The organism is Enterococcus sp. AMC1086, assembly GCF_058216575.1.
Map to the genome: position 1 here is coordinate 2633044 of NZ_CM177100.1, position 23673 is coordinate 2656716.

Consider the following 23673-nt stretch of genomic DNA (forward strand, 5'->3'; position numbering starts at 1 on the left):
CTTCTAAAATGCTAAGTTGATAGCAGAGTCTTGTCCCATTGCTTCTGAGATATCGGAAACAAAGGCTTTGAATTGTTGATTGCCAAGTTTGATGTTGAATGTTGCAGGTTGTTTTGTTGGAATCATCATTTGTTTGCTACTAGATTGAACGGATATATCTTGGACCGTTTCTAAATGTTGATCTAAACTATCTAAGCTTGGCAACATGATTTGAGAAGCTAAATCGTTCATTGGCTTGTCTACTACATGAGCATTTCGTTCAATACCGATAGCCAAACCTGCTGGCAACATTGCCCCGATTTCATCTCGCATCCAGCGGGATGGTGAGTGGATTTTAAAGTTTCCTGTAAAAAAGTCTTTGATTCCATTTCCAATGTTTTCAAGAACTTCCCATATTTTTTTTGCTTTTTCTGTAATACCATTAATGAAACCTTGAATGATATTACCTCCGATTTCAAATAGATCAATATCAAATAGAGCCTTAGAAAGTTCATTAATAATTTGATACCCAACTGTTGCAATGGACGGTAACGCACCTAGGATTCCTTTTGCTAGTTCCCATATCAATTTCCCTGCTGCTACTAAAATACTTGGAAGCTCATTAAGTAAACCAGCAACAAGAGTCGCTATAATTTTTACTGCAGCAGAAATGATTGTTGGCAGCTGCTCAGACAAGGTTCTTACTAAAGTCGCAATAGCTTCAATGGCCACTGGAATTAAAACTGGCAATATCGAAGCGATTCCTTCCGCAAGTTTCATTAATATCTCAACACCCTTTTTAATGATTTCAGGTAGTTGTCCTGTAATATTAGTAGTAAATGATTCAATGATATTGGTGACCGTGTTAATTATTTGATCTTTGTTATCTACAATCCCACTTACTAAAGCCATCAATAAATTTAATCCAGTCATTAACAACTGTGGTGCTGCAGATAATAAACTCGTGGCTAAGGATTCAATTAACATCAACGCTGCTGGAATCAACGTTGGTAAACTTTCAATTACACCTTGAACTAAGGCATTGATTAAATTAACCGCACTTTGCATTATCACGGGCAAATTCACAGCAATCGCTTCTGCAAACCCTGCTATCAATTGTGTACCTGATGTCATTAAATCTGGTAATTTTGAAATTATTCCATTCACAAAACCGGTAATGATTTCTGGTCCTTTTTCTATAGCTGTAGTAATAAACCCTTGTAGCTCATCACCAAATTGGCTATTTGCTAATCCAAGACCTGCTAAAGCAAGCCCAATTATTGCTGCAGGGGCTAAAGCTTTTATAGCAACTCCCATGATAGAAGTCAGTCCCTTAACCATTCCTCCTAAAGCCTTTGTTCCCACATTAAATGATGCACCCAATTTTTCGCCTACACCACTACCGACTTTTACAATTTTCCCTAAAGCCGTTTCTGAATTTTGTGCTGCATCTAAAACTTTATTCCCAAATGTTTCAACAATCGGAACTTTATCCATAAAAGCCAGTCCAAAAACGTTCATTTTGTCTTTTGCATCCGAAACAAAATCCACATATTTTTCTTTTGTACCAGCAATCTTTTCAACAAATCCCTGCATGCCCTCATCAAGTTTCTTAAATGAAGAGTCATCAACTTCCAATTTACCTGCCATCACTTGTTTTGCTAAAGAGTATTTTTCTTTGACATCACTCATTGTTTTACCTAGCTGTCCATTTTTAGATATAAGCCCCGAATAGGTTGTGCTGACACTCATAATCATTTCTTTTAAATCATTTAAACCACTTGTATCAGCTATATCTTGGAATGCTTTAAAACCATTAGAAAGTGAATCAAACTCTTTGCCAAACACTGATGCGTCTTTCAATCTTTCTGTAATTCTTTCTAAGTTAGTAGATAATTCCTTCATAGATTCAGATGTATTATCTATTTTGCTTTGGATAGGTATAATTTCTTTTTGTGCATTGGCTAAAGCTGCATATTGAGAGATAATTTGACTCAATGATGTACTTAAAACAGTTACCGAATCAGCAATTAATCTAAAGGAACCTACTCCACTAGATATTTGTACTATACTTTCTGTAAGCATGTCCGCTGATACCTTAACTTTATCTATTAAGTTTAAAACATTCGATAAAGATTTATTAAATTCTTTATCTACAGCTGTTAAAACTGCTATAACATCAATCTTTTTCTCCATCTTCCCCCTCCTTTCCTATGAATTGAAATTAGCGATCCAATTTTGAAGTTTCACTTTATCAGGAGAAGTTTCTTGTTGTCTGCCAAGTATTTTCTCTTCTGCTTTTCGATAATCAAAGAACTTGTCGAAAGTTCTAAAAACTGGTTTACCTTTTCGCGTTTGACCTGCCATAACTGTAGCCCACGCCTGCATATGAATTTCATATTGTCGATCTAATTGCTTTAATTGATAGGCCTTCATACGTAATTCGTAGTCAGGAATGGTCAAGCGGTCTATTTCATTCAAATTTTCAATTTTTAAGAAGCGCAAACAGTTTAGACGGACCTGCTCATATACTTCATCAAAATCTATGTTATTTACGCTTGTGCTTCTTCCAACATTTTGCTGGTCATCATCCCGGTATATTCCGACTTTTTTAGCGAATCGATCACATCTTCAAACAGATTTTTTGTGCCATTTTCCTCAACATACTCTTCTAAAAATTTGACTGTCATTCGAGGTTTTTCTGTCATATTTGCAATCAGTAAGACTTCAAATAAGGTATCTACATCAGATAAAAGAAGATTTGAAACAATTGCTCCAACTCCTAATTTTAGCTGCATACCACCACGTTCTATTGAATAACGTTTGTTGATTTCTTTTAAAAAACCGTAACCAAATTTACAGCCAAATATTTTTTCATTCATTGATAATTCCATGTCTTTTCCTCCTAATTTTAAAAACGACAATAATTGTCTCGCCATAATAAATTATCTGAAAGAGGCTAGTATCTAACCTCTTTCGATTACTTTATAAAATCAATTATGCTTTAGCTTCTACTTTTACAGTGTCTTTAAATTCATAATCGCCGCCCTCTGAAGTATCAAGCTCTAAAACTGCAAAACCATTCTTACCTGCGCCTTCAATCGCCCATTCCAAAGAGTATTCAACTTTATTTTCTGCTGAATCTGTTTCTTCAAAAGAAGTAAAATAGCCTTCAAAGTATTTAGCTTTGAATTTCCCTTGATCGTTACCAGTACCAATTTCTTTGGTATTAATACGCCAAATCTGAACACGCTTATTTTCATCCATTGCCGTTTCCAATTTATCGATTTGAGTCGAACCGATTTTATATAAAGTTGTTGCTGTAACAGTTGTTTCTGTTGCACCTGGTGTGACCACACTGCCATCTTTTGTAACAGTCGATTCACTTTCTTTTGATTTTGAATAACCATTCTCTGTGCTGTAGGCTAAGCCCCACGCGCTTTCATTTCCTTCGTCTTCGGCTAAACGAAAACGCCATACTACATCTACTCCACTTAATGCTGTCATCTGTTCATTTCCTCCTTGATGTTTTACTGCTGTGTTAATTTTTTTAATTGAGATGCCAGTTGATTTTTCCGTCGTTGTTCTGCCTTTACTCTTCGTTGCAGCTTTTCGATAATTTTCAACTGTTGTTTGATTGCCTTATCTTGCTGCTCAAAAGTTAAGTACCTCTTATTTTGCAAAGCAACATCATCTAATTTCACGTTGACATCCCCTCTCATTTAAAGTCACGGGCGACTCTATGAATCGAATGTTTACAGCAGTTATTACTTGATGAACCTAGTATACAAATAATTAGTGAGTTCAAACTCCCAGAAGTCTGTTAAAATTGTCCCAAGTTACTGTTACGTCTCTTTCACTATTTAGAGTTTTAAACCTTCTTTTTTTCTGATAAAAGCCGTTACTATGGTAAAATAATGGAAATGACAAAAAAAGTGCTGAATGATATTATTACAAAAATATACCAACGATTTTTCAAAAATGATCCAGCAGTATCAATTAAATGATGAACCATTGTGCTATACAGAAACTTCAGAAATGCCTATCAAGATTTCTTTGAAAAATTCTTTTATCCATCCAATAGTAGGAATCGACGATGGCCGATTAACAAATTTTTTCGTTTTTAGATAACATTGTCCAAGATGGATTGGTCCGTTGTATGTTATGAATATGAAGTTAGAGTTGGATAAAAAGGGAGATTCTCGCAATGACTAAAAAAATAATCGAAAATGACAAACTCTATTTAAGAGAACTTACATCTGATGATTTCGAGGATTTATGCTTGATTTTACAAGATGAAGAAACGATGTATGCCTATGAGGCAACTTTTACTGAAGAAAAAGTAAATGATTGGTTAAACTGGAATTTAAAAAGTTATCAAGAAAATGGCTTTGGTTTATGGGCAATCATTGACCAACAGAACAATAATTTTATCGGTCAATGTGGAATTGTTTATTCTGAGGTCGAAGGTGAATCCCTATTAGAAATCGGCTATTTAGTCAATAAACAATTTTGGAATCAAGGTTATGCAACGTCTGCTAGCCAATTATGCCTCACATATACTAAAAATAGTTTGAAAGCTGAAAAAATCTGTTCAATCATTCGAGAGACGAATCTCTCTTCTCAAAAGGTTGCAGAAAAAAACAGCATGATCCTCGTAAAACAATTTGATAAAGACTATTCTGGCATACCAGTTCGTCATTTTGTTTACAGCATTGATTTCAATAAATAATCTTAACAAAGAAAGTAGTGGATATCTTGTTATTTTTAGATCATAGTCCTGATTTAAGTCCCATCGATTTAGAAATTTATAAATATATTGCATCTCACATTGATGAAGTCGTCTATATGAGAATTCGTGAGTTAGCGAAAGAAACCCATAGCAGTACCGCCAGCATTTTGCGCTTTTGTCGTAAATTTGGTTGTGAAGGATTTTCTGAATTTAAAATCAAATTGAATTTATATCGAAAATCATTGGCTGAGCCTGTTACGACGCATGCCGTGGATGAAACGTCTTTTACTAATTTTATCCAACGTTCTACAGAATCCTTTTACCAAGAACGAATTCAAGCTGCAGCAAAATTATTGTCAGAAAAAGATCTTGTCTTATTTATTGGAGCAGGATCATCAAATATTATTGCCGAATATGGTGCGTTGTATTTCTCCTCTATTTTCAGTATGGCTTTTCATATTGAAGATCCGATTAATCACCCTGTGAACTTTTTTAACAAAAGTATGGCGAAAAATGTTTGCGTGATTGCTCTTTCTGTTAGTGGAGAAAATGAAGCTATCATCAATTATCTGAATCATTTTATTACGAATGATAGTTCCATCATTTCTATCACAAATAGTGAAAAATCTCCGATTGCAGCCCTTTCAGATGTAAATATTCCTTATTATATTTCAACAGAACGAATTGGGGATAGTGACATTACTTCTCAAGTTCCAGCGCTTTATACGGTAGAATATTTGGCAAAAGAAGTACAAAATCAAAAAGAGTAGAACCCAAATAGACGCAAAAAAGCATTAAGCTCCTGAGTATATTTCGGAGCTTAATGCTTTTTTTGATCTCTTTTAATTATTTTCCTTCTTTAAAGAAAGCTGGTAAATAGTGTTTATGTGCTTCTAATAGCTCATCCATCACTTCTTTAGCAACATCACCACTTGTGATCAATGGATTCATTGTAAAAGCTTGTAGCAATGTTCCATAATCTCCTGTGACAGCCGCTTCGATGGTTAATTCTTCCATTGATTTCATTACTTGTAACAAACCACGTTCTTGTGGTTTAAAGCTGCCGAAGTTATAAGGTACAGGACCTTTTCCAGTGATCGTACAGGTTACTTCTACTGCACTTTCCGCCGGTAGATCTGTGATCGTGCCGTTGTTTCTAGTACTAACAGTCATTGTTGTGCGTTTATCATTATGAATAGAGTTGATGATTTCGCACGCTGCATCGCTATAACGAGCACCACCGCGTTCTGCTAATTGTTTTGGTTTGTAGTCTAAATTGGGATCTTTGTACAATTCAAACAATTCATGTTCGATTTTTTTGACTTTTTCAGCTCGTGTGCCATTGTTTTTAAAATCTTCCAATTCTTCAGCTAGCATTTTATCTGTATAATAGTAATAATTATGGTATGGACAAGGAATCATGTGCAGATTTTCTACCTGTTCCCAAATCAAGTTGTTGTCTTTGATATTGGCTACGATCGATTTTGCATCGTCTTGACCATACATCACCTTGATCAATTCATCCGTGCGGTCTTTTCCGTTTTTATCTGTAATGGTATGCCAGTGTAAGTGATTGATCCCAGCAAACTGGAAGAATAAATCGCGATTATTTTCACCTAATAATTCTGCTTCTTCAAAAACTGCATTGACTGGAATATTACATAGACCGACTACTTTATCCCAATTACCATAACGTAAAACAGCTTCCGTTACCATTCCTGCTGGGTTTGTAAAGTTGATCAACCATGCATTTGGACAGAGTTCTTTCATATCTTCTACAATATCTAAAATTACGGGAACTGTTCTCAACGCTTTAAAAATACCGCCAGCTCCATTTGTTTCTTGGCCAATCAAGCCATGGCTTAATGGGATACGTTCATCTAAAATCCGTGCATCTAAAAGTCCTACACGTAATTGTGTTGTAACGAAATCAGCATCTTTCAAGGCTTCACGACGATCTAGAGTTAAGTGAACTTCACAATCTACACCAGCTGCTTTGACCATACGTTTGGCCATTGCACCAACGATTTCTAATTTTTCTTTTCCTGCTTCAATATCAACTAACCATAACTCGCGTACTGGCAATTCATCATATCGTTTAATAAAGCCTTCAACTAATTCTGGTGTGTAACTTGATCCTCCACCGATCGTAACGATTTTAATTCCTTTTGACATCTCGCTTCAGCTCCTTAGCGTTTTATCTGACCTTAGTATAGCCTGTTATTAGGTTAGAATATAGAGCAAAGAAGTAAGTGGTTACATAATCAAAGCAAAAGTAACTTGTAACATTCGAGTAACAAGACGTTACAAAAAAAGGATTGAACACATTGTATGTTCAATCCCATTATTTTGCTTAATCAATCATCATGCTCATCAAATGAACCTCTAAAAATTCTCCATCGTCCGTCTTTGCACCACGAGCCATGATCGCTTCTGTTTTAAATCCGATTTTTTCATACACATGAACCGCACGCTGATTGCGGTGTTGGACAGTCAGTTCTAAACGACGGATTACCTTACTTTCCTTAGCCCATTCAATTAGCTCTTCCATCATCAAACTGCCTAAACCAAATCCCCAATAGTCTTTTAAAATGCTGATACCGATCTCACCGATATGCTCCATGCGTTTTTTAGAAGACGCTTTGACAGAAGCCGTACCAATGACTTTTCCGTCTGCTAAAGCCACCATCAATACATTATTTGGAGATTCATACAGATTTGCTAGATTTTCACTCATCTCATCTGGCATCATTTCCATGCCTTTTTCATCCATCACCAAATAAGGTGTCTCACTGCCAATTAGTGTTAATGCCTGTAAAATTTCTTCAGCATCTGTTGGGATTGCTTCCCGAATCGTAAATTCAACCTCTGTCATATTTGTTCCTCCATTTTTTGCTGAATCCGTTCTAAAAATCCTTTTGCTTGTGACCCGAATGCTTGAATTGACACCATTCTTTTATTCATATCTTCAGAATCTTTTGCAATCGTGATATCTAAATAGTCCATCGGTAAAAACTCTCCCAATAGTTTTCCCCATTCAACAACAGATAAACCATCGCCCTCAAAATACTCATCTAAACCAAGGTCATCCACATTATTTTCAACACGATACACATCCATATGATACAGTGGCAAACGTCCTTGTTGATATTCACGAATGATTGTGTACGTCGGACTTTTGATCATTTGATCAATATCTAACCCTAATGCGATCCCTTTTGTCATCGTAGTTTTCCCCGCACCTAACTCACCTGAAAGAATAATATTATCCCCAGAATTCGCCACTAGTCCAATAATGGTTGCTAGAGATTCCATTTCTTTAGGGTTGTTGATTGTTACATCCATTTTGTCACCTACCTACTTAAACTGTCTATCATTCCATGTAGTGTAGTATACCGAATTATTGAAAAAAAAACTAGAGAGCTGAAACAAAACGTTGAACGTTTTGCTTCAATTCTCTAGTAGTCTTAATTAATTCATTAATGTTTGTGCTGCAGTAATGATTGAAAGTTTGTAGATATCTTCTTCATTTGCACCACGAGACAAGTCTGAAACTGGTTTGTTCAATCCTTGTAAGATCGGACCGATTGCTTCAAAGTTACCTAAACGTTGAGCGATCTTATAACCAATATTTCCTGATTGCAGCTCAGGGAAAACAAAGACAGTTGCTTGACCTGCAACAGATGAATTCGGTGCTTTTAGTTGCGCAACAGATGCAACGTAAGAAGCATCAAATTGTAATTCACCATCGATCTCAAGTTCTGGTGCTAAGTTTTTAGCAATTTTTGTTGCTTCAACAACTTTATCAACTTCCGGTGCTTTTGCAGAACCTTTTGTTGAGAAACTCATCATTGCCACTTTTGGCTCGATATCAAATAATTTAGCTGTTTTTGCACTATCAACCGCAATTTCAGCTAATTCTTGCGCATTCGGATTCACATTGATTGCGCAGTCTGCAAAGATGTATTTTTCTTGGTCGCGACCACGAACCATGATCATTGCACCACTTGTACGGCTAACTCCTGGTTTTGTTTTGATGATTTGTAAAGCTGGACGAACAGTATCTCCAGTCGAGTGGATTGCACCACTGACCATACCATCAGCAAGACCCATATATGTCAGCATTGTGCCAAAGTAGTTTACATCCTTTAAAATCTTACGTGCATCTTCGTCTGTTACTTTTCCATTACGGCGTTCAACAAATGCAGCAACCATATCTTCCCATCCATCATAATTATCAGGGTCGACGATTGTAAATCCAGAAGCTTTGATTCCACGAGCATGAGCAGCTTCTACAATTGCTTCTTGTTTACCAATCAAGATTGGTTCCATTAATTCTTCTGCTTTCAAACGAGCAGCAGCTCCTAAAATACGGGGATCTGTTGCTTCTGGGAAAACAATTTTGATGTTACGGCGAATGACTTTAAATTTTAAGCTATCGAATAATTCCACGATATACCCTCCAATGTTTATTTATACAAACTTATCATACACCATTCTCCAAGAAAATAACAGTTATTTCTAGCTGTATTAGTGTAAAAATGTTGATTCTGATATTGTTTTCACAAACTCACATTTCTGCACTATAACAGAAGCAGCTGTTTTAAGACACTGTATCAGGTAATTGCCAGTTAATCGGAGTCTCACCTAATTGCTCTAATGCCTGATTTGTTTTTGAAAATGGCTTTGATCCAAAGAATCCACGGTGAGCGGCCAATGGACTTGGATGGGATGATTTGATAATGATATGCTTGTTCGTATCAATCATTTTGACTTTTTCTTGTGCTGGCTTTCCCCATAAGATAAATACAATTGGTTTATCACGATCATTCAGTTTTTTAATGATTGCATCCGTCAAATTTTCCCATCCTTGTCCTCTATGAGAATAAGCTTGACCTGCTCGAACCGTTAAAACAGTGTTTAATAATAGGACACCTTGTTTTGCCCAACTTTCTAAGAAACCATGTGAAACTGGCGGATAACCCAAATCTGTTTGAAGTTCTTTGTAAATATTCATCAAAGAAGGTGGCGTTTTAATATTTGGCTGTACAGAAAAACTTAATCCATGTGCCTGCTTAGGACCATGATAAGGATCTTGTCCCAATATAACTACTTTAACCTCTTCATATGGTGTTAACTCCAGTGCAGAATAAATATGATACATATCTGGATAAATGGTTTGTTCCTTATATTCTTGCTTTAAAAAATGTCTCAAATTTAAATAATATTCCTTCGTGAACTCTTCTTCTAAAACTTCTTGCCAACTATTATGAATAATTGCTTTCATTCGTGATCCTCCTATAATTTAATCGGTATGCTATTTTTCTATTCATATTAATTAAAACTTCTATTCTGAACGCTTTCTTTTACACAATAAGCATATCTGATTTTTTATGATGTGACAAGAAATTTTTTCTGCCCTGAAATGGAAAAAACATGGTAAACTATAGATAAGATAAATAAATGAGGTGTAGAAAAATTTATGATTAAATTGATTGCTTCAGACATGGATGGAACTCTACTTGATTCAAAAATGGGGATTTCAAAAGACAATGCATCAGCAATTAGAGAAGCAGAACGTTTAGGTATTGAGTTTATGGTGGCGACAGGACGTGCTTATACAGAAGCAAAACCTGCTTTAGATGAGGCTGGGATCGAATGTGCAATGATCACGTTGAACGGTGCTAAAGTATTTGATAAAACAGGTAATTCCCTCTTTACCGCAGGAATCGATAAAAAAACGACTACTGAAATTATGGATATTTTGGATGCACACAATGTATACTTTGAAGTCTCTACTAATAAAGGCATTTATTCTGAGCAACAAGAAAAAAGAATTGAAAACTTTGCTTCTCATATTGCAACGACAATGCCGCATATGACCTACAAAGTAGCGATTGCGATGGCTGCTGCTCACTTATCTTTACTCGATATCACTTATATAGAGAATATGCGAGCATTGATTGAGCAAAAGGATATCGAAGTGTTAAAAATTATTGGTTTTAGTATGGATGGTCCGCAAGTCTTAGGTCCTGCAAGTACTCAAATAAGACAGTTGAACGATTTAGCCGTCACCTCATCTGCACAAAACAATATTGAGATCAATCATAAAAATGCTCAAAAAGGAATCGCCGTCGCTCATGTTGCAAAAGACCGCGGTATTTCAAAAAAAGAGGTGATGACTATTGGGGATAATTTCAATGATGTCAGTATGTTGCAATGGGCTGATGTTAGTTTTGCAATGGGAAATGCTGAATTAGAAGTTAAAGAACACGCAAACTATATCACCTCTACCAACTTAGAAAATGGTGTGGGAGAAGCTATTTTGCGGGCAATTCGCGAAAATTTGTAGTGATCTGAACGGCTAAATAATTTGGAAAAGAGGTGAGATACGGTGTCTGAATTTTTTATTCAAGAACGACAATTGAGCAATGTCACGAGGACTATTGTCAAAAAGGAAGACGGCAAGTCTCTTTTCTTACTTGTTGGACGTTGGGGAACACGCGGCGATGCTCTTTCTTTATATACGATGAGCGGTGAACTCGTCGCTAGCATCAGACAAACATCCTTTGCTTTTGGTTCACGGTTTGAATTATACAAAGGTTTTGAAAAGGTCGGCGTATTACGAAAAATTTTAAATTTGAATGCAGATTTTTACTACATCCAACACTTGCATTGGAGTGTTTTAGGAGACATAAAAAATCATCGCTATTCCATCTACCAAGTCAATCGTAAAATCATGGAAATGAATAAAGCTAATCTTTTTTCAGGTGATTATTTTAGTTTGGATGTACTAAATGACGAAGATGCACCGTTATGTATATGTGTTGCTGCAGTGTTGGATTATTGGTTGTACAATAAAAAAAAGAATCCCAATCATAAACCGATCATTGGTTGGGGTGCCTGTTAAAATAGAAAAAATCAGCGTCTATTATTCGCTGATTTTTTTTTGCATATGATCGTATAAATGTCCACTGATCATCATCTCAGCCACATCTTTAAAGCCTTTTCGAGTGTATAATTTTTTGGCATTTGGATTTCCTTTGTCCACACTTAATCCAATTACGTTTTTACCCTCTCTTTTAGCCATTTTAGGCAAAGCATCCAATAGTTTAGAGCCGATTCCTAATCCACGATACTTTTCATCAACAGAAATCGAATCCAAATACCATTCACCTGGCAATGTCTCAGAATCAATAAATATTCTTATTTCTTCGTCAAGATTGTATTTACGCAATACTTTTTTTAGTGGTTCATCGATTATTGTCTCAGCTTCATTTGGATAACCAAACGCAATGCCTGCCACATGACCATCTTCTTCATACACTAAGCCACGTTGATAACCATAACGATATGTTGGATCAGCCACTGCTTCGGCTAATACGGCTAAAATTGTTTCTTCCGGGATAATTTCTAATAAGGATAATTCCATATCTTTTAAAATAACTAATATCAACGGAGCAATAGCCTCTCCGTCTTCTTTTGTTGCAAAACGAATCATTGTTATTCCTCACTTTCTTTACTGAAGTGTACCATTTATTTTTTGTTCATGCATTACATTCACTTGTTTTTTAATTTGTTTTAATAATTGGATGAGAAACAGTTAAAGACATTTACTAACTTGTTGATCGTTAGACAAAATGTTGCTCTATGAAGTACACCATGAATGAGAATAAAAAAAAGACACTCAATGAGTATCTTCACTTTTTTATTGAATTGTAACTTTAACATTGTTTCTGCGACCCCATGTTAAACATTGGTCAACAGACGGGAAGTGCACATCAATAATATTTCCTTTGATTGCGCCACCAGTATCTCCAGCAACAGCAAATCCATATCCTTCTACTTCAACAAATGATCCTAGAGGAATCACGCTTGGATCAACGGCAATCACATTACTTTGGGTACGAAGATCGATCCCTGTTGCAGTGATATAGCCAGAACCAGCTTCTCTAAATGAATAGGCTGTTGATTGCATGTAAAGTACTTGACCGTTTGCTCCACTATTACCGGTTTCACCGCCAGTATTTGGTGTTTCTGCAGGCTGTGATGGTGGTGTAACAACTGGTTGTTCTTCGCTGCTTGAGCTTGAACTACTTGAATCACTGCTTGATGATGAACTGCTGCTTGAGCTTGATTGAGCAGTCGCGTCAGCTTTTTTTTGTGCTTCTTCTAATGCAACTTGCTTTTTGCGTGCTTCAGCGGCTTTCTTTTCATCAGTGATACGTTTTTCTTCTGTCTGTTTTTGGCTAGCGATTTGTTGCAATGCAGCTTGATTATCAGATAATTGCTGTTTCAACGTTACAACTTGTTCGTTCATTGCTGATGCTTCGTCCTGTAATTTTGTTTCGTTGGTTTGTAATTCATTTTGTTTACTTTTTACAGTTTCTTGAAGTTCAGACAATTTTTCTTTATCTTTAGATAAACTATTGATTTTTTCTTTTTCAGCATTTTGTAAAATCGTCATCGCGTAGGCTTTATTAAAGAAATCTGATACACTTTCAGCATCTAATAATACTTGCCATGTACGCTGTTCCCCACTTAGCTGGACATCTTTCATACGATTTCCAACGACTTCTTTACGACGCGCAATACTTTGTTCCGTCACTGTGATTTCAGCTTCAGAGTTCTTGATTGTTTCTTCAGCTTTTGAAATATCTGCTTTCAATTTTTCGATTTCAGCATATTTTTCATTAACATCATTTAAAGCTGTATTGATATCTTTGCTAAGCGATTCTCCAGTTTGTGCAGCTTGAGCTTCTTTATTCTTCAGATCGTCTAATGACTCTGCAGCAGCACTGATTGGAAGAGCAACATTTACTAGCATGATAGCAGCTAAAAATGGTATCAATTTTTTTACCTTCACTGAATCCAACACCTTTCCTAACTAAATCCAACTCTGCCTATTATACTAATCTATAAGGCTTATTTTGTTTCAATAGCGTTACAATTTATTACATTTCAGTGAAATCAGCTATTTCCCTGTAATATTGTTTGCTTTTATCCTTCTCGATTTAGTTGTAAAAACCTACGTATATCATTACTTGACACATGTATAAGACACAAAAATAGACTGTTATATTAAATAAAAATTACTTGGGCTTTTTTTTACTTTTATTAATAATTTGTTGGACTTCGAAAGGATTTTTCACATTTTTCAATTTCAAATTAGGATAATTCTTTATCCAACGTTTTTGATTGTAGTTCATATGGGTCAATAATTTTTTGATTGCAGGACTTTCTTTAAACTCTTCTAACCAAGTATTTCGGTCTGTCATTTTTGATTGTTTACGCTCTTTCATTTCTTCCGTTACGGTTTCTTTTAATTCAGATAGATTTGCTGAGAGTTCCTCACGTTTTTCAGTCACTGCACTTGCTAAGTCTTGTTTGCGTTCTTCCACAGCCGTACTGATCTGTGCTGTGACTTTTTTGAATGACTGCATATTCGCTAGTGTGTAAATTAGATCACTAATGATTAGAAGTAATAAAATAATCGGTAGAACGATACCAAATTTTTCAGATAAAAATTCCTCAAATAACATTACTCTCGGATGAATAACACGTACAATCAGCACACAGCCGATCCCCCAAAATAGTGATACAGGCAAAGCAACCCGTCCATTGATATTCAATGGCACGTCTTTATAGTCCCACCAAGAAGCATGGAACATTTTTTCTAAACCATAACTCGTGATGTATTCTAAAATAGTCACTAAAATCGTTGATAGTAAATACAAGACAACGATATTTTGTTTAAGCGGCTCTAAAAAATAAAGAACACCTAAAATACCAAAACCATAAATCGGGCAATACGGTCCAACTAAAAATCCTCGATACACAAATTTTTTGGCTTTTAATGAGCAATAAACTGTCTCCCAAAGCCAACCGATAAATGAGTAGATAAAAAATAGTAAAACAATTTCAATAAATTTATTCATATACTTTCTCCTTTAAAATAGTACTTGCTTGTTATTGTAACAAATAACTATAGATTTATGCGAGCAACTTTATTCTCATGAAAAATTGATATACAATAGAAGAGAAACTTTATTGGCAAAATGATTGTTTCTTTTATAAGCTCATTTTTTGTTAGAACGTAGTGAGTCTGTTATGCTCTTAGCATTATATCGTTTCACAGGCTGATCTTTCAGGAATCAATTCTCTCTATGACAAAAAATTGCACTAAATTTTTTCTACTCGATGAGTCTGCCATATTTTTATATTTAGGAGGAATCCCATGTTCAGTTTACTCACATACGCAAAGAAATACCGTAAGCAAATCATTCTTGGTCCTTTTTTCAAGTTTTTAGAAGCTTGTTTCGAGTTGGTTTTGCCATTATTTATGGCACGTTTAGTGGATCAAGGAATTAAAAATAATGATCGAGCTTACGTAATTCAAATGGCTGGTTGGATGTTTTTAATGTCTATCATTGGACTGATTTGTGTAATGATCTGCCAATACTATTCTTCCATCGCCTCACAAGGATTCGGAACAGAATTAAGAAATAAAGTGATGAAAAAAATCAACCAACTTTCTCATGCTGAATTAAACAGTTTTGGAACGGATACACTGATCACACGTATGACAAATGATATCAACCAGTTGCAGCTGGCCTTAGCAATGTTGATTCGACTAGTGATTCGTGCGCCTTTTTTAAGTATTGGCTCTGTTATTATGGCTTTTTACATCAATGTACAAATGGGCCTTATTTTTCTACTAATGCTTCCAATTTTTTGCCTTATTCTTTATTTTATTATTAAAACAACAGTCCCTTTATATAAAAAAGTGCAAGAAAAGCTTGACCTGTTAAACAGACAAATCAGTCAAAATTTAAGCGGTGTTCGAGTGATCAGAGCCTTTGCTAGAAAAAAGACAGAGGAAAAACATGTTAGCGACGTAACCGATGATCTTTCTTCTATTTACATTCGTGTTTCTAACATCTCAGCGTTATTAACTCCTGCCACCACCTTAGTAATGAACCTTGGTATTTTGGCCTTGCTCTATCTCGGTGGGATCAAAGTCGAGATTGGCGGATTACAACAAGGGGAAGTGTTGGCTTTGATCAATTACATGAATCAAATGCTGCTGGCATTGATTGTTGTTTCAAATCTAGTTATTATTTTTACACGTGCCTCGGCTTCGGCATCCAGAGTTCAGGAGGTTCTATCGGTCGAACCTAGTATCCAATCGGTCGACAAAGGTGTTTCTTCTGATAGTCAAACAAAAGAAATCGTCTTCGATCGTGTCTCATTCCGTTACCAACCAACTGCCGGATTGGCTTTGAAAGATATTTCATTGAAAATATCTAAAAACTCAGTTTTAGGTATTACTGGACCAACGGGTGGTGGGAAAAGTACATTGACACAATTAATACCACGTTTTTACGATACCAGTGAAGGCAATCTATTCGTTGACGGAATCAACGTTCGCGACTGGTCTATAGATAAACTACGCAATAAAATCGCAATTACACCTCAAACGGCTATTTTATTTACAGGTACAATTCGAGAAAACCTTCAATGGGGCAAAAAAAATGCGACCGATGATGAGTGTTGGCAAGCATTAGAAACTGCTCAATGTAAAGAATTTGTCGAAGATCTAAGCGATGGTCTAGACACGCAAGTTTATGAAGGTGGAAAAAACTTTTCTGGTGGGCAAAAACAACGATTAACGATTGCCCGTGCTTTGATTCACAGACCTGATATTTTAATTTTAGATGACTCTTTAAGCGCCTTAGATTATCAAACAGATCTAAATTTGCGGACAGCTTTAAAACGAGATTTAAAGGAAACAACCCTTATTATCATTTCTCAACGAATCAGTTCGATTCAACAAGCAGATCAAATTTTAGTTTTGGCCAGTGGAAAACAAGTTGGACTAGGAACACACGAAGAGTTATTACATCATTCTAAAGCTTACCAAGAAATCGTCGCTTCACAAGAGGAGGAAAGTATTTCATGACAACGAAAAAAACGTCTACTAATTCATTCAATCGTTTCATGCCCTATTTGCTTCGTTATCCAAAAGAGATGATTGCTGCCGTTTTTCTTGGTATTCTTAGCGGATTGACTACTGTTTTAATGACCTATTATATGGGAAAATCGGTAGACACAATGATTTCTAAAGGCAATGTTGATTTTACGATCCTGCTGCGATTTCTTAGCACCTTAGTGGGTATTCTCGTCATCACTGTAATCAGTCAGTGGTTGATCCAACGCTTGGGTAACCGAGTTTCGTATCTTTCTATAGCAGAATTGAGAAAAGATGCTTTCGCTCATTTAAATCGATTACCCTTAAATTATTATGACCAAACGTCTCACGGAAATATCGTCAGTCGCTTTACAAATGATATGGATAATATCTCTGTGGCTTGCTCTGCTGTTTTTAATCAGTTATTTTCAGGCCTATCGGTTGTGATTATTGCCTTCTTCTTTATGCTAAAACTCAGTCCACTACTTACAGTCGTTGTTTTGATCGCGACACCGATTATTTTTCTAGTGAATTGGGCAGTTGCGAAATCATCTCAGAAAAACTTTTTTGAACAGCAAAAAATTGTGGGGGAAATTTCCGGTTTTGTTTCTGAAATGGTTGGGAATCAAAAAATCGTCAAAGCTTTTCAGCAAGAAACAGTTTCTCAAAAACGATTTGAATCATTAAATCAAGACTTGTATGTACGTGGTCAAAAAGCACAGTTCTCTTCTTCACTAACAAATCCGTTATCTCGTTTTATCGATCATTTAGCTTATCTATCGATTGGTCTTGTTGGTGGCTTGTTAGTATTAAGTGGGAATCAGGCAATCACGATAGGTGTGATTTCAAGTTTTACGATTTATTCTAGTCAATTTTCTAAACCTTTTATTGAGTTATCCGGTATCACTACTCAAATTCAAACTGCCTTGGCTGGATTAGATCGAACGTTTGAGATTATCAGCCAACCTGAAGAAAAACCAGATGGTCAACATGCATTTGTTTTAGAAGATGCTGCAGGAAAAGTCATATTCAACCATGTAGATTTTTCTTATACGCCTTCAAAACCGTTGATTCAAGATTTTAATTTGACCGCTTTTCCTGGTGAAACGATAGCAATAGTTGGGAAAACTGGTGCTGGGAAATCAACCTTAGTCAATTTACTAATGCGTTTTTATGAAGTAGATAACGGACAGATTTCGATTGATGGTCATAATATCACCCAAGTCACACGAAATAGCTTGCGCAAAAGTTTTGGCATGGTCTTGCAAGATACTTGGTTATTTGATAGTACAATTCGTGATAATTTGACGTATGGAAACCCGACAGCTACAGATACACAAATTGAAGCTGCTATGAAAAAGGCTTATATCTTTGATTTTGTTACTCGGCTGCCTAAAGGATTAGATACTTTGATAGGTTCTAGTGGCATCAAAATCTCTGAGGGACAAAGACAACTAATGACGATTGCTAGAACCATGATCAGTGATCCTCCTATGCTGATCTTAGATGAAGCGACAAGCTCAGTTGATACGTTGACTGAAAAAAATATTCAAGATGCGTTTTTACAAATGATGGATGGACGTACAAGTTTCGTAATTGCTCACCGTCTTTCAACGATAAAAAATGCGGATAAAATAGTAGTAATGGAGCAAGGATCTGTTGTCGAGATTGGCAGTCATGATGAATTGATCCATAAAAAAGATGGGTATTACCACGCTTTATATGATGCTCAATTTAAAAATCAATTATGATAATAGATAAAAAGCCCTCAAACTTCCTTGGGATGTTGGAAAGTTGAGGGCTTTTTTTTATTTTAAATGGGTCAATGATTTATTCAAAAATTGTTTATAAGGAACTTTATTCCCTAAATAATAAGTAGCTGCGACTTGTATCGGAAAAAAGATGATATTTTTCACGATTCTAGGCGCCCACCAAGCAAGATTGGAGATATTTACGCCATATAAAAGTCCAAGCCATAAAGGCGTCAGGAACATATGGATAATCAGCGTAACAGATAATGTCGCCATGATCACCCGTTTCCATGTTAATTCCTTTTTGTAATAAAAGAATCCATAAATCGCGCCAGAAATAAAGGCATTCAATGTAAAACCAGGAAAATACGGACCTTTTGGAAACAACAACATACCGACTGTATCCGCTACAGCACTACCGATCCCTGTCCAAAATGGACCAAAAAGAATCCCCATCAATGACTCTGGAATAAAGGTCAAACTAACTCGTAAAAACTGTGTCTCAAACGAAATAAATCGTGTGAAAATCACCATTAACGCAATCAACAAACTCATCAGCGTAATAGTTCGTGTATCAATTTTTCTTTTCTTCATTTCTAGCATCTCCTCTAAGAGCTGCTACACAAAATATGCAGCGAATGCGAAAACAAAACCGCGAATACAGAAAAAGTGGAATGAATCATTTAGCTTCGATTGAAAAATAGAAATATGACGATTTCTATCATAATCCTATTTTATCTTTTTCCCTAGAAGCTAGTTCATGCAGCTAAATCACTATTTTCATATATTCTTCGTCCGAAAGGCAACATCCCATCCTTTCAGCACTTAACGCTTTATTTCCTACTCTGTTTTATTTAGGCCTAAGCCTAAATGAAATATAGCATATTCATTCCATTGCTGCAACAACCTTCGACTATACTAGTTAAAATGATAAAGGTTTATTGTCTGTTTCATGAACTACATTTCTAAAATCGGCAAAACCTGCTTGTAATCCTCTCAATAAAATTTCAGCTGTTCCAATATTGGTTGCCAAAGGAATTTCATACACATCACTTAAGCGAATCAGCGCTGTGACATCTGGCTCATGCGGTTGTGCTGCTAGAGGATCCCGCAAAAAAATCACCATATCCAACTTGTCTTCTGAAATCATTGCCCCGATTTGCTGGTCACCACCTAATGGTCCAGACTTAAAGCGATGAATAGGAAGCCCTGTAGCTTCTGAAACTTTTAGCCCAGTCGTTCCTGTAGCAAATAGTTCATGCTCTTTTAATATCGGCTGATACGCTAATGTTAGTTTGACCATCAGTTCTTTTTTTCGATCATGTGCTATCAATGCAATTTTCATCTGTTTCTCCCCTCTTCTGTTCTTCTTATTATAACAAAGTCTTCCAATATGAAGTTAAAGAAAAGTTTGCTTCTTTGTCACTTTGACGAAAAATTCGATTTTTTCTTGTGCAACCTTCCGTTGATGATGTATAGCGCTTTCATTTATACTAAGGATACAATAAAAAAAGAAAAGAGTGACGATTATGGTAGAAATGGCGTTAAAACATGTCTATAAAAAATATGATAATGCAGAAAATTATTCTGTAACAGATTTTAATTTGGAAATTGCAGATCGGGAATTTATTGTTTTTGTTGGACCATCTGGTTGTGGTAAATCTACAACATTGCGTATGATCGCAGGTTTAGAAGATATCACAGAAGGCGAACTTTCTATTGGAGATAAAATCATGAATGATGTCGCACCAAAAGATCGTGACATCGCAATGGTTTTTCAAAACTATGCTTTATATCCTCATATGACTGTTTTTGATAATATGGCCTTTGGTTTAAAACTGCGCAAATATGACAAAGCCGAAATCAAGAAACGGGTGGAAAATGCTGGTGAAATTCTAGGTTTAACTGATTATTTACAACGCAAACCAGCTGCATTATCTGGCGGACAACGTCAGCGTGTTGCCTTAGGGCGAGCAATCGTACGTGATGCCAAAGTCTTCTTGATGGATGAGCCTTTGTCCAATTTGGATGCAAAATTACGTGTGGCGATGCGTGCCGAAATTGCTAAGCTACATCGTCGCCTAGAAACGACCACGGTTTATGTTACTCATGACCAAACAGAAGCCATGACTATGGCAGATCGAATTGTCATTATGAAAGATGGTTTTATTCAACAAATCGGTTCTCCAAAAGAAGTCTACAATACACCGAATAATATCTTTGTCGCAGGATTTATTGGCTCACCTGCTATGAACTTCTTTAACGTTACGTTAAACAATGGCGTCATTCGTGATGGACATGGGTTAGAACTTATAATTCCAGAAGGAAAAAATAAATTATTAGTTGAAAAAGGATATGAAGGAAAATCTATAATTTTCGGAATCAGACCAGAAGATATTCACAGTGAACAAGTTGCCTTAGATACAATGAATGATGCTGTCGTTCGCTCTGAAGTTGTAGTATCCGAACTTTTGGGTGCTGAAACAATGCTTTATACAAGGTTAGGCGACACAGAATTTATTTCAAAAGTGGATGCTCGTGATTTCCATCAGCCAGAAGAAATGGTTGATTTAGCCTTCAATATCAATAAAGCTCACTTCTTCGATCCAGAAACTGAACAAGTAATTAAATTACCATAATTTCTATGTAAGAAAAGACTAAACAGAAGTATTTAGTGTGTGGGACAAAAGCGAATGCTACTTTTGTCCCACACACTTTTTATGCCAATGTTTCTGTTTCTTGTGGAATACTGTCTACTTTTACTTGTTTTACTTTTTTTGCCTGAGTAAATACGGGAATATCAAATTGTTTACTTAATGCATTTGCCACAAAATAAGCAATGTTGTAATCGATCACACTATGGATCAAGCCACCAATACCCATCAATAAGAAGATTGAGTACATGTACCCTTGTGTATAATATGTTTCTGGCATATTTCCCATCGTATAAAAAACACTGACTACAGCCAATTCAGCTGCAGAATGTATTACGCCGATTACAAAATTAAATAATTGAAATCGACCATTGAACAAAACAAACTTATTATTCGATAAAACGATCGTCGGATGTTTCTGTAAATAAAATGCACCTATTCCTGCAAACAGTAAATGAGAAAGTGCTCTTAAGGCTATGATCGGTGTCGCTGATAAAAAGAATCCAAAACCTGTCCCTAAGCTTACTGCAATCGCCACTCCCGGCGAAAAAAACATTGCCAAAAATACTGGTACATGACTAGCTAGAGTAAAAGAAGCCGGTCCTATTGTAATTCTTGGCATAACCATAGGGATAATGATTCCCATTGCCACCAGTAAAGCTGAAATTGTTAAATGTCTGACTGAATTCTTTTTCATATTCTCCTCCGATATGTCTTGACATATATGATGCTATTTATTTTATAGGAGATCCACCGAGGTGTCAAGACACATGTTGTTTTATTTTATGAAGGAGGAGTCAAAACAGATTTTTCATTCTATTTTTAATCGATCACTAAAAACCTCAGCAACTCGAACAACAAGCTCGAATTATTGAGGTCTTTTTTTTGATTGATTTTAATTTAGAATAATCCAACAATCTTCCCATCAGAGTCAACATCGATTTTTTCATAGGCTGCTTTTTTAGGTAAGCCAGGCATCGTCATCACTGTCCCTGTATAGACAACTATAAATCCAGCACCAGCCGATATTTTGATATTACTGATGGTGATCGCAAAATCAGTCGGTCTTCCCAGTTTGGTTTGATCATCCGAAAGCGAGTATTGTGTCTTAGCCATACAAATTGGCAAATGTCCAAACCCAAGTTTTTCCAATTTAGCAATTTCTCTTTCGGCAATCGCTTCATAGTGTACGGCATTTCCACCATAAACTTTTTCGACAATTGCGCTGATTTTTTCTTTGATTGACAGATCATCAGGATACGCAAAAGAGAAATCATTTTCCAAATCTGCTAGACGAACAACTTCTCTCGCTAATTCTTCCCCACCTGCTCCACCATGTTCCCAGACATCTGAAAGAACCACATTTACATTACGTTTTTGGCATTCTTCTTTGACAAGATCAAGTTCTACATCTGTGTCTGTTGGGAATTTATTGATTGCAACAACCGTTGGTAGCCCAAAAACAGTTGTTGTATTTTCAATATGTTTTAATAAATTAGGTAACCCTTTAGTCAAGGCCTCCACGTTTTCGATTCCAAGCTGATCTTTGGGTACGCCTCCATGCATTTTTAATGCACGAACAGTTGCTACTACAACGACAGCCGAAGGACGAATGCCAGATTTTCGACATTTGATATCAATGAATTTTTCTGCCCCTAAATCTGCACCAAACCCGCCTTCTGTTACGACATAATCTGCTAATTTCCTTGCAGTATTCGTTGCAATCACACTGTTACAGCCATGCGCAATATTAGCAAATGGTCCACCATGAATCAGCGCAGGGTTATTTTCAAGTGTTTGAACTAAATTGGGTTTGATTGCCTCTTTCAATAAAGCGGTCATTGCACCATGAGCATTCAATTCTCTAGCAGTGACTGGTTGATTATCGTACGTAAATCCTATAATAATATTCGCTAAATTTTCTTTTAAATCTTCAATATCATTAGATAAACACAAAATAGCCATGATCTCTGATGCCACCGTGATTTCAAAACCGTCTTCTCTAGGTACTCCATTAACTCGAGCACCCAACCCATCAACGATATGTCTTAATTGACGATCATTCATATCCACCGCTCTTTTCCAAGTGATACGGCGATTGTCGATACCTAGCTCATTGCCTTGAAAAATATGATTGTCAATAATTGCTGCTAACAAATTATTTGCCGCCCCAATTGCATGAAAGTCACCTGTAAAGTGTAAATTGATATCTTCCATGGGCACTACTTGTGCATAACCACCACCAGCTGCTCCCCCTTTTATTCCAAAAACTGGACCTAAAGAAGGTTCTCTTAAAGCAATGATCGTATCTTTTCCAATTCGGTTTAAGGCATCGCCTAAGCCAACAACTGTTGTTGTTTTCCCTTCGCCTGCAGGTGTAGGCGTAATCGCCGTAACAAGAATGACTTTTCCCTGTTCATTTGCTTTGATCTTTTCAACATCAATTTTTGCTTTGTATTTTCCATATTGTTCAAATTGATCTTCATCTAATCCAATTCTTTCCGCTACTTTGTCGATTGGTAGCATCGTTGCCTCTTGTGCGATTTCAATATCTGATTTAACCACTTTTTCCCCTCCATTTCATGA

At 36.2% G+C, this 23673-nt stretch carries 25 protein-coding genes and 1 riboswitch; of the genes, 8 read left to right on the forward strand and 17 right to left on the reverse strand.

Annotated elements, in window-relative coordinates:
- Window positions 1-3 precede the first annotated feature (3 nt).
- From AC4BC4_RS12400 to AC4BC4_RS12420, 5 genes are all read right to left on the reverse strand, one after another.
- Window positions 4-2175 carry a phage tail protein gene (locus AC4BC4_RS12400; protein ID WP_490475884.1) on the reverse strand — a complete coding sequence of 724 codons (2172 nt, stop codon included), beginning with the start codon at window positions 2173-2175 and terminating at the stop codon, window positions 4-6.
- A gap of 15 nt (window positions 2176-2190) precedes the next feature.
- The gene (locus AC4BC4_RS12405) at window positions 2191-2460 is read right to left on the reverse strand and encodes a hypothetical protein (protein ID WP_490475885.1); all 270 of its coding nucleotides are present in this window, start codon (window positions 2458-2460) and stop codon (window positions 2191-2193) included.
- A 71-nt stretch (window positions 2461-2531) separates the two neighbouring features.
- Window positions 2532-2873 carry a tail assembly chaperone gene (locus tag AC4BC4_RS12410; RefSeq protein ID WP_490475886.1) on the reverse strand — a complete coding sequence of 114 codons (342 nt, stop codon included), beginning with the start codon at window positions 2871-2873 and terminating at the stop codon, window positions 2532-2534.
- 103 nt (window positions 2874-2976) lie between these two features.
- A complete protein-coding gene (locus tag AC4BC4_RS12415) occupies window positions 2977-3486 on the reverse strand; it encodes a phage major tail protein, TP901-1 family (RefSeq protein WP_438757108.1) in 510 nt (169 codons plus the stop codon).
- Window positions 3487-3509: 23 nt separating this feature from the next.
- On the reverse strand, window positions 3510-3683 hold the full coding sequence (locus tag AC4BC4_RS12420) for a hypothetical protein (protein WP_438757109.1): 174 nt from the start codon (window positions 3681-3683) through the stop codon (window positions 3510-3512).
- A 238-nt stretch (window positions 3684-3921) separates the two neighbouring features.
- Between AC4BC4_RS12420 and AC4BC4_RS12425 the strand changes: the two genes are divergently transcribed.
- The 3 genes from AC4BC4_RS12425 (at window position 3922) to AC4BC4_RS12435 (ending at window position 5481) form a co-directional block, all read left to right on the forward strand.
- Window positions 3922-4110: a hypothetical protein gene (locus tag AC4BC4_RS12425; protein WP_490475887.1), complete on the forward strand. Its 189-nt coding sequence runs from the start codon at window positions 3922-3924 to the stop codon at window positions 4108-4110.
- 76 nt (window positions 4111-4186) lie between these two features.
- Window positions 4187-4711, forward strand: coding sequence for a GNAT family N-acetyltransferase (locus AC4BC4_RS12430; RefSeq protein ID WP_490475888.1), 525 nt, complete (start codon window positions 4187-4189; stop codon window positions 4709-4711).
- A gap of 26 nt (window positions 4712-4737) precedes the next feature.
- A complete protein-coding gene (locus AC4BC4_RS12435) occupies window positions 4738-5481 on the forward strand; it encodes a MurR/RpiR family transcriptional regulator (RefSeq protein ID WP_490475889.1) in 744 nt (247 codons plus the stop codon).
- 76 nt (window positions 5482-5557) lie between these two features.
- On the opposite strand, the gene AC4BC4_RS12440 is transcribed toward AC4BC4_RS12435, so the two are convergent.
- The 5 genes from AC4BC4_RS12440 to AC4BC4_RS12460 form a co-directional block, all read right to left on the reverse strand.
- Entirely contained in the window at window positions 5558-6886 is a 1329-nt protein-coding gene (locus AC4BC4_RS12440) for a 6-phospho-beta-glucosidase (RefSeq protein ID WP_490475890.1), read from the reverse strand.
- A gap of 178 nt (window positions 6887-7064) precedes the next feature.
- Complete coding sequence (locus AC4BC4_RS12445; RefSeq protein ID WP_490475891.1) at window positions 7065-7586, reverse strand: GNAT family N-acetyltransferase; 522 nt, start codon at window positions 7584-7586, stop codon at window positions 7065-7067.
- Window positions 7583-8056, reverse strand: coding sequence for a tRNA (adenosine(37)-N6)-threonylcarbamoyltransferase complex ATPase subunit type 1 TsaE (tsaE, locus tag AC4BC4_RS12450; protein WP_490475892.1), 474 nt, complete (start codon window positions 8054-8056; stop codon window positions 7583-7585). Before tsaE ends, AC4BC4_RS12445 begins: the two co-directional genes overlap by 4 nt.
- Before the next feature lie 126 nt (window positions 8057-8182).
- Window positions 8183-9163, reverse strand: a complete 981-nt coding sequence (gene pta / locus AC4BC4_RS12455; RefSeq protein ID WP_438758464.1) for a phosphate acetyltransferase — start codon at window positions 9161-9163, stop codon at window positions 8183-8185.
- Window positions 9164-9314: 151 nt separating this feature from the next.
- The gene (locus tag AC4BC4_RS12460; protein ID WP_490475893.1) at window positions 9315-9998 is read right to left on the reverse strand and encodes a uracil-DNA glycosylase; all 684 of its coding nucleotides are present in this window, start codon (window positions 9996-9998) and stop codon (window positions 9315-9317) included.
- Window positions 9999-10193: 195 nt separating this feature from the next.
- On the opposite strand from AC4BC4_RS12460, the gene AC4BC4_RS12465 reads away from it, so the two are divergent.
- Window positions 10194-11063 (forward strand): Cof-type HAD-IIB family hydrolase, encoded by an 870-nt coding sequence (locus AC4BC4_RS12465; protein WP_490475894.1) that lies wholly within the window; start codon window positions 10194-10196, stop codon window positions 11061-11063.
- A gap of 42 nt (window positions 11064-11105) precedes the next feature.
- Window positions 11106-11621 (forward strand): LURP-one-related/scramblase family protein, encoded by a 516-nt coding sequence (locus tag AC4BC4_RS12470; protein WP_490475895.1) that lies wholly within the window; start codon window positions 11106-11108, stop codon window positions 11619-11621.
- 21 nt (window positions 11622-11642) lie between these two features.
- Here AC4BC4_RS12470 and AC4BC4_RS12475 read toward each other — a convergent pair whose 3' ends face one another.
- The 3 genes from AC4BC4_RS12475 to AC4BC4_RS12485 all read right to left on the reverse strand — a co-directional run bounded on the left by AC4BC4_RS12475 (window position 11643) and on the right by AC4BC4_RS12485 (window position 14649).
- Window positions 11643-12212: a GNAT family N-acetyltransferase gene (locus AC4BC4_RS12475; protein WP_490475896.1), complete on the reverse strand. Its 570-nt coding sequence runs from the start codon at window positions 12210-12212 to the stop codon at window positions 11643-11645.
- Window positions 12213-12419: 207 nt separating this feature from the next.
- Window positions 12420-13589 (reverse strand): 3D domain-containing protein, encoded by a 1170-nt coding sequence (locus tag AC4BC4_RS12480; RefSeq protein WP_490475897.1) that lies wholly within the window; start codon window positions 13587-13589, stop codon window positions 12420-12422.
- Between the two features lie 214 nt (window positions 13590-13803).
- Complete coding sequence (locus AC4BC4_RS12485; protein WP_490475898.1) at window positions 13804-14649, reverse strand: putative ABC transporter permease; 846 nt, start codon at window positions 14647-14649, stop codon at window positions 13804-13806.
- Between the two features lie 299 nt (window positions 14650-14948).
- Here AC4BC4_RS12485 and AC4BC4_RS12490 point away from each other — a divergent pair, with 299 nt between their 5' ends.
- Together AC4BC4_RS12490 and AC4BC4_RS12495 are read left to right on the forward strand one after the other, a co-directional pair.
- Complete coding sequence (locus tag AC4BC4_RS12490; RefSeq protein WP_490475899.1) at window positions 14949-16673, forward strand: ABC transporter ATP-binding protein; 1725 nt, start codon at window positions 14949-14951, stop codon at window positions 16671-16673.
- A complete protein-coding gene (locus AC4BC4_RS12495) occupies window positions 16670-18433 on the forward strand; it encodes an ABC transporter ATP-binding protein (RefSeq protein ID WP_490475900.1) in 1764 nt (587 codons plus the stop codon). Before AC4BC4_RS12490 ends, AC4BC4_RS12495 begins: the two co-directional genes overlap by 4 nt.
- 57 nt (window positions 18434-18490) lie before the next feature.
- Here the strand turns inward: AC4BC4_RS12495 and AC4BC4_RS12500 are convergent, their stop codons facing one another.
- Window positions 18491-19027 (reverse strand): folate family ECF transporter S component, encoded by a 537-nt coding sequence (locus AC4BC4_RS12500; protein ID WP_438758455.1) that lies wholly within the window; start codon window positions 19025-19027, stop codon window positions 18491-18493.
- A gap of 158 nt (window positions 19028-19185) precedes the next feature.
- Window positions 19186-19283: riboswitch (THF riboswitch) on the reverse strand.
- Between the two features lie 72 nt (window positions 19284-19355).
- Window positions 19356-19778, reverse strand: a complete 423-nt coding sequence (mgsA, locus tag AC4BC4_RS12505; RefSeq protein WP_490475901.1) for a methylglyoxal synthase — start codon at window positions 19776-19778, stop codon at window positions 19356-19358.
- 184 nt (window positions 19779-19962) lie between these two features.
- Here mgsA and AC4BC4_RS12510 point away from each other — a divergent pair, with 184 nt between their 5' ends.
- A complete protein-coding gene (locus AC4BC4_RS12510) occupies window positions 19963-21072 on the forward strand; it encodes an ABC transporter ATP-binding protein (RefSeq protein ID WP_490475902.1) in 1110 nt (369 codons plus the stop codon).
- A gap of 79 nt (window positions 21073-21151) precedes the next feature.
- Here the strand turns inward: AC4BC4_RS12510 and AC4BC4_RS12515 are convergent, their stop codons facing one another.
- Together AC4BC4_RS12515 and AC4BC4_RS12520 are read right to left on the reverse strand one after the other, a co-directional pair.
- Window positions 21152-21784 carry a hypothetical protein gene (locus AC4BC4_RS12515; RefSeq protein ID WP_490475903.1) on the reverse strand — a complete coding sequence of 211 codons (633 nt, stop codon included), beginning with the start codon at window positions 21782-21784 and terminating at the stop codon, window positions 21152-21154.
- A gap of 203 nt (window positions 21785-21987) precedes the next feature.
- Window positions 21988-23652 (reverse strand): formate--tetrahydrofolate ligase, encoded by a 1665-nt coding sequence (locus AC4BC4_RS12520; RefSeq protein WP_490475904.1) that lies wholly within the window; start codon window positions 23650-23652, stop codon window positions 21988-21990.
- Window positions 23653-23673: the final 21 nt, after the last annotated feature.